Source organism: Plesiomonas sp. (assembly GCF_051650925.1).
Lineage (GTDB): Bacteria > Pseudomonadota > Gammaproteobacteria > Enterobacterales > CAMTGL01 > Plesiomonas.
Map to the genome: position 1 here is coordinate 1 of NZ_JBOFRH010000559.1, position 5626 is coordinate 5626.

Annotated in this window: 4 protein-coding genes; 2 read left to right on the forward strand and 2 right to left on the reverse strand. The window is 45.0% G+C overall.

Annotated elements, in window-relative coordinates:
* A partial coding sequence (locus ACRC27_RS13285; RefSeq protein WP_438640095.1) for a polysaccharide deacetylase family protein occupies window positions 1–924 on the forward strand: 924 nt, incomplete at its 5' end.
* Between the two features lie 187 nt (window positions 925–1111).
* On the opposite strand, the gene pyk is transcribed toward ACRC27_RS13285, so the two are convergent.
* Window positions 1112–2554 (reverse strand): pyruvate kinase, encoded by a 1443-nt coding sequence (pyk, locus tag ACRC27_RS13290; protein WP_438621662.1) that lies wholly within the window; start codon window positions 2552–2554, stop codon window positions 1112–1114.
* 256 nt (window positions 2555–2810) lie between these two features.
* Window positions 2811–3659 carry a MurR/RpiR family transcriptional regulator gene (locus ACRC27_RS13295; protein ID WP_438621663.1) on the reverse strand — a complete coding sequence of 283 codons (849 nt, stop codon included), beginning with the start codon at window positions 3657–3659 and terminating at the stop codon, window positions 2811–2813.
* A gap of 336 nt (window positions 3660–3995) precedes the next feature.
* Here ACRC27_RS13295 and zwf point away from each other — a divergent pair, with 336 nt between their 5' ends.
* On the forward strand, window positions 3996–5465 hold the full coding sequence (gene zwf / locus ACRC27_RS13300) for a glucose-6-phosphate dehydrogenase (RefSeq protein WP_438621664.1): 1470 nt from the start codon (window positions 3996–3998) through the stop codon (window positions 5463–5465).
* The last annotated feature ends 161 nt before the right edge of the window (window positions 5466–5626 follow it).

Below are 5626 nucleotides of genomic sequence, written 5' to 3' on the forward strand. Positions count from 1 at the left end.
CATCAAGCGTATGATAATATCATCACTAAATCTGTTGTGCCGATATATAATGAAATATCGTATAAACCTACGATTTTTGCCTATTTAAATGATAATTTGCGTTATCCTTTTGTAGATAAAATAGAAGATAGCAATAATATTGCATGGTATGTGATTAATATTGCGGGACAAGTGAAATATATAAAAGCGACAGATGTTGAACACGATAATGGTATTGCGGTGTTGACGTTCCATCATATTCTCAATAATCAAGAGAATAAACTTTTTCGTCATACATCAACAACTACCTCAGATGTTGCATTTAGTAATCAAATGGCCTATTTAAAACAGGCTGGCTACCAGACTATCAGTATGGAAGCGCTTGAGGGATATATCAAAGGGCAGAATAATTTACCGGCCCGAGTGGTGGTATTAACATTTGATGATGGATTAAAGTCAGTTTATAAATATGCCTATCCTGTTTTAAAAGAATTAAAATTGAATGCAGTGGCCTTTATTATTTCATCACGAATTAAATATTTCCCTCAACCGTGGGATGCTAATTCGCTACAATTTTTGAGTTTTCAGGAAATTGATGCGATGCAGGATGTATTTGAAATAGAGTCACATACCCATTTCATGCATAAACGTGCAGCATCAAAACATCCAATATTATTGTCAAAGTCATACCATAATATTTATCGTGATTTTGTACGCTCAAAGAAAGTCTTGGCTAAATATAATTATCATGTGGATTATTTATCATATCCTTTTGGTGGTTATAATAAATTGGCCATTAAAGCAGCTGAAGAGGCCGGTTATCGGTTAGCGGTAACGACTGAGCAAGGAAAAGTTAAACCTAATGATAACCCCTATACCCTAAAGCGGCTGTATGTTTTCCGAACCGATCCTGTGCAGGTTTTTGCTGATAAAATTCGCAATTAATCTTTGTAGTAATCCGGAGTAGCACACAATATAAACGTACAATAAAAAAGCCACGATATTTTCGTGGCTTTTTTTGTCAGAGAAACAGGTTTTATTTTTGCATCTCTCTTTTGTATAGGTGGCTTTTAATTTTTATAAAAGCCACGCATACAACAGTGTTACCTGTTTATTTTACTGTTGATACGGGTTATTCAACACGCAAAATACGACAGGTATTCGTGCTGCCAATGGCGCCCATATCATCACCCTGAGTGACCATAACCAGATCACCTGCCATCAAAAAGCCCTTATCTTTTAGGATAGAAACAGCTTCTTGTGCCGCATCGTGGCCTGAGGTGTGGGTATCAAAAAATACTGGTGTAACACCACGGTACAGCGCTGCCAGATTCAGGGTTGTTTCATGGCGAGACATAGCAAAAATTGGCTTACCAGAACTGATTCGTGACATCATCAGCGCAGTACGGCCAGACTCAGTCATGGCGATAATGGCTGTCACACCTTGTAGATGGTTAGCGGCATACATGGTTGACATCGCAATGGTCTCTTCAACATTGTCGAAGGTGCGATCCATTCGGTGATTAGAGACATTGATGCTTGGCATCTTCTCTGCACCTAAGCAGACGCGCGCCATTGCTGCGACAGTTTCCGCTGGATACTGGCCTGCGGCCGTTTCGGCTGACAGCATGACCGCATCGGTGCCATCAAGTACGGCGTTAGCAACGTCCATCACCTCTGCACGGGTTGGCATCGGGTTGGTGATCATTGACTCCATCATCTGGGTTGCGGTGATCACTGAACGATTCAGGCTGCGTGCGCGGCGGATCAGTTTTTTCTGTACGCCAACCAGCTCTGGATCGCCAATCTCAACACCCAAATCACCACGGGCAACCATAACCACATCAGAGGCAAGGATCACATCATCCATCGCTTCATCAGTAGCAACCGCTTCGGCACGTTCGACTTTAGCTACAATTTTGGCATAACAACCGGCATCACGAGCCAAACGGCGCGCATAGTTCAGATCTTCCCCTGTACGTGGGAAAGAGACGGCCAGAAAATCCACATTGATTTTGGCTGCAGTAATGATGTCGGCTTTATCTTTCTCGGTAAGCGCTTCTGCAGACAGACCGCCACCCAGTTTATTGATGCCTTTATTGTTCGACAGCGGGCCACCAACAGTAACCTCGGTGAACACTTTTAGCCCTTGAACTTCCAGCACTTTCAGTTGTACGCGGCCATCATCGAGTAGCAGAATATCGCCCGGAACAACATCATTTGGCAGACCTTTGTAGTCAATACCGACTTGTTCTTTATCGCCTTCACCTTTTGGCAATTCGGCATCTAACAGGAACTTATCGCCTACATTTAAGAAGATTTTTCCCTCTTTAAATGTAGATACACGAATTTTAGGGCCTTGGAGATCGCCTAAAATCGCAACATGTTTACCCAGTTTAGCCGCCAGTTCACGTACTTTATTTGCACGCGCAAGGTGGTCTTCTGCAGTGCCGTGAGAGAAGTTTAGACGAACAACGTTAGCACCGGCGGCAATGATTTTTTCAAGATTATTGTCGCGGTCAGTTGCGGGGCCGAGTGTGGTAACGATTTTGGTTCTTCTGAGCCTTCTGGACATGGATAACTCCGTTAAATAGTCGCTATACGGTGTGCCGAATGCGGCAAAGTGCATCGTGATAGTGAACAGAAATGCAATAATGCAAACGCGCAGCGTCACACTGTTGTCAGGGTGTTACTGTGCGGTAATCTTGTACAAAATAGTCTGCGTATTATCGCACTTTAGATGAAACCTGCATTAGTTGTTTCATGCTATTTGTGTGTGATAATGGCATTTTTTATGAATAATCATTCAGCGGACTCTAGTTATATCAGGCTTATGCCCCTTTTTCAAAGCGCGAGTCACGCAGGGCCTCTTTTACCCGCTTGAGATTATCACGAAATTTAGCGCCACGGCGCAACGTAAAGCCTGTCGCGAGGACATCTATCAGGGTCAGCTGTGCAATGCGTGAGGCCATCGGCATGTAGACATCGGTATCTTCGGGTACATCGAGTGTTAGTGCTAGTGAGGCTTCACGGGCCAGCGGTGAACCTTCAGAGGTGATGGCGATGACGGTGGCTTCATTTTCACGGGCTAGCTGAGCTATTTCGACCAGACTTTTGGTTCTGCCTGTGTGTGATATCAGCACAATCACATCATTTTCGCCTACGTTCATGCAGCTCATGCGTTGCATGACGATATCATCAAACCAGATAACCGGCACATTGAAGCGGAAAAACTTGTTCATGGCATCATGGGCTACGGCAGCGGATGAGCCTAGACCAAAAAATGAAATTTTCTTGGCCTGCGTGAGCAGATCAACGGCACGGTTGACGGCATTCGGGTCTAAGCTGTTTTTGGCAACTTCCAGACTGGCCATGGTGGATTCGAATATTTTCGCGGTATAGGCTTCAGCCGCATCATCCTCTTCCACATTACGGTTTACGTAAGGTGTGCCGTTGGCCAAGCTCTGAGCCAAGTGCAGTTTAAAGTCAGGGAAACCTTTGGTATCTAAACGGCGACAAAAGCGGTTTACGGTAGGTTCACTGACATCCGCCACTTTGGCTAAGGTTGCAATGCTTGAGTGGATTGCCGTTTGCGGCGAGGCAAGAATGACTTCAGCAACTTTTCGTTCTGATTTGCTAAAGTGCTCTAGGCTTTTCTGGATTTTGTCCAGTGTGTTCATGCGAATACCACGTCATGTTTTAATGTTACGAAAATCCCTGTATCTCTCAACAACAAAAGGGAGAGTATGTTGGAAATATACTACCAGAGGCGGCCACTTCACAGCGAGTCAGCGCATGAATGTTCGTATTATTTCGTCAGAATATGATTGAGGTCTAAAAATAGGGTTGATTGTATGAGTGGCTAACTGGCTGAGTATTTTCAGTGGATTCACGTATTCATTCGCGTGATATTAGCGTATTTCCCTTGAATTCGTTTCCTGCGTAAAATAAGTTGCTTAGGTAGGGTACAGTAAAAAAATAACGCCACTGGCAACAACCGGTTTGAGGACGACATAATGGTATCAAAAGCACAAGCCTGTGATCTGGTTCTGTTCGGAACGAAAGGGGATCTGGCACGTCGTAAACTACTGCCTTCTTTGTATCAACTGGAGAAAGCAGGGCTGTTGCACCAAGACTCACGCATTATTGGCGTTGGCCGTGCAGAGTGGACACAAGAAGAGTACGTTGATTTTGTTCACAGCGCGCTGATGACCTTCCAAAAAGAGGCGGTTGATCCTGCGGTGTGGGGCACATTAAGCCAGCGCCTGCGTTTTTGTAATTTGGATGTGAATAACGAGGCTGACTTTGCGCAGTTGGCTGCACTGGAAGACAGTGTAGAACGTGTAATGCTGAACTATTTTGCCATGCCACCAATGACTTATCCGGCAATTTGCCGAGGCTTGGCGGCAGTGGGTTTAAACCGTCAGCCTCACCGTGTGGTGATGGAAAAACCGATTGGCACTAGCTTGGCTTCATCCCAAATTATTAATGATGGTGTGGCTGAGTTTTTTGATGAGTCTCAGGTGTACCGCATTGACCACTATTTGGGTAAAGAGACGGTTCTGAATTTGCTGGCATTGCGCTTTGCTAACTCAATTTTTGCTTCTAAGTGGGACAACCGCACGATTGATCATGTGCAGATCACCATTGCTGAAGAGGTGGGCATTGAAGGGCGCTGGGGCTATTTTGATAAAGCAGGCCAGATGCGCGATATGGTGCAAAACCACCTGTTGCAGATTTTAACCATGATTGCGATGTCGCCACCTGTTGATCTGACATCTGACCGTATTCGTGATGAAAAAGTAAAAGTTCTGCGCGCTCTGCGCCGTATCGATCACACCAACGTGAATGAAAAAACGGTACGCGGCCAGTATACGGCGGGCTTTGTGCAAGGGCAGAAAGTTCCGGGCTATCTGGAAGAAGAGGGCGCAAATAAGAGCAGTGCGACCGAGTCTTTTGTCTCTATTCGTGTGGATATTGATAACTGGCGTTGGGCTGGCGTGCCGTTTTATCTGCGCACGGGTAAGCGTTTACCGGCAAAATGTTCTGAAATTGTGGTGTATTTCAAGAATCCACCACTAAACTTATTTAGCGATTCGTATAAAGATCTTCCACCGAATAAGCTGACTATTCGCTTGCAGCCTGATGAGGGTATTGAGATTCAGATCCTCAATAAAGTGCCAGGTCTTGATCATAAGCACCGTTTACAAACCACGAAACTGGATCTGAGTTTTAGTGATACGTTCAGTGAAGAGCATATTGCTGATGCGTATGAGCGTCTGCTGCTAGAGGCTATGCGTGGTATTCAGGCGCTGTTTGTTCGCCGTGATGAGGTGGAAGAGGCGTGGAAATGGGCTGATTCAATTATTCAGGCATGGGCGGCAGATAACGAGCCACCAAAGCCGTATCAGGCAGGAACATGGGGGCCGGTAGCCTCTATTGCGATGATCGCCCGTGATGGTCGCTCATGGAGTGAATACGCGTAAAATCCTATTTTTATTGGGTGGTGACACTTTTACAGTATCAGCATGACGATTAAACCCATGTATGTGTGATACGGCGAAGGTAAAGGTGTCACCAAGCTTTACGCTTCGTGACTGTTTTACGCTTAAATCGTCAGTAATAAGGATTTACTATGCTTATCACC

Coding starts and splice junctions, on each gene's coding strand:
- pyk (WP_438621662.1), bottom strand. CDS start 2,554: ATGTCCAGAAGGCTCAGAAGAACCAAAATCGTTACCACACTCGGCCCC.
- ACRC27_RS13295 (WP_438621663.1), bottom strand. CDS start 3,659: ATGAACACACTGGACAAAATCCAGAAAAGCCTAGAGCACTTTAGCAAA.
- zwf (WP_438621664.1), top strand. CDS start 3,996: ATGGTATCAAAAGCACAAGCCTGTGATCTGGTTCTGTTCGGAACGAAA.